This is a genomic window from Flectobacillus sp. (assembly GCF_049240685.1).
GTDB lineage: Bacteria > Bacteroidota > Bacteroidia > Cytophagales > Spirosomataceae > Flectobacillus.
The window spans coordinates 1-1466 of sequence record NZ_JBMLSD010000515.1; the positions used below are offsets into that span (position 1 = coordinate 1).

Sequence of the window (1466 nt, forward strand, 5' to 3'; positions counted from 1 at the left end):
GATCCCTCAACCATAACCATAACACTAACCCCTATCCCCTCCTTGCCTAACCCCTCAGCCCTTCAACTCCTTCAAAAACTGCATTGGTGTTTTGCCAAATTCATTTTTGAAGGCTTTGGTAAAATAGGATTGAGTTTGAATACCCACTTGATACATCACTTCGGCAATTGGCATTTGTTGCTCGGTCATGAGTTGAAGCGCTGTTTTTAAGCGAATACTTCTGATAAAATCTCCAATCGGTTGACCTGTTAAATCTTTGACCTTTGAGTAAAGTTTGGTACGACTCATGCCTATTTTATTACAAATCAACTCGATATTCATTTCTGGGTCTGAAAGGTTTTCATGAATAATTTGTAAAAAATCATGCAAAAAGGCTTGGTCTTTTTCTTCGTCTATTTTTTGGATTTTTTCGGATAGTTGAGCAAAACCATATTTCTCTTTCAATTTTTGGCGTTGACTGAGAATATTTTTGAGCGTTATCACAAGGATATCTATACTGAGTGGTTTGGCAAAATAATAATCTGCACCCGAGGCAACTCCTTCCAATTGAGCTTCTGAGGCCGATTTGGCAGTGAGCATCAAAAACGGAATATGATTCAAAAGTGGGTCAGTTTTGAGCTTTTTACAAAATTCAACACCATTCATGACAGGCATCATGACATCGCTAATTATCACATCGGGATGATGTTGCTTGGCTTGTTCGTATCCCAACTGCCCATTTTCGGCTTCTAAAATTTGATACTCAGGTTGAAGAGCATCCTTCAAAAATGTTCGTAGTTCCTCGTTGTCATCTACAATCAAAATTTTGTGGGTAGAAGCTTGCGAAAAGGATAGTATTGAAGAGACTTCTGGCTCGGTAAATTGACTTTCTAGTGAATTTGAAAGACTTTCTAGTCTAATTTGAGTTCTGTTTCTCAACCATTTTTCATTTTCGAGATAATCTTTTTCTCCTGAAGGAATACCAATCAACATTTCGGTACCAGCACCTCGCTGGCTACTTACCCATATCGAGCCTTTGTGTAATTTTGTCAAGCTTTTGACAAAAGCCAATCCAATACCTGAACCAATATGCGACTCTGTGGTACGATAATATCGCTCAAAAAGTTGCGAAATAGATTCTTGAGAAATCCCGATTCCTTCATCAGCCACACGGAGATAAATCATTTGAGCGCTAGAATAGCCATTGCTAATGCGCAGTTGAGACTGATACTGAGGCTGAAAATTTTCTAAGCTTTCCAATATTTGTATCTCAATCTTTTTGCCGTTGGAGGTATATTTAAAGGCATTGCTGAGAAGATTAATCGCAATTTTCTCCAGAATCTGCCTGTCAAACCATTGGGTTTGTTGAGAAGATGTTGGAATAATCCTGAAGTCAATTCCTTTCTCTGTCGCCAATTCTTGAAACTCCTCCGCTATTTCGGTCAAAAAAATGTTGATATTTCCTTGCATGACATGCAATTGTAGCG

1 protein-coding gene is annotated in these 1466 nt (G+C 38.5%); it reads right to left on the reverse strand.

Annotated features, from left to right (window positions below; all coding sequences use genetic code 11):
• Positions 1-54: 54 nt before the first annotated feature.
• On the reverse strand, positions 55-1466 hold a 1412-nt coding region (locus tag ACOVQ4_RS23735), incomplete at its 5' end, for a response regulator (RefSeq protein ID WP_421823063.1).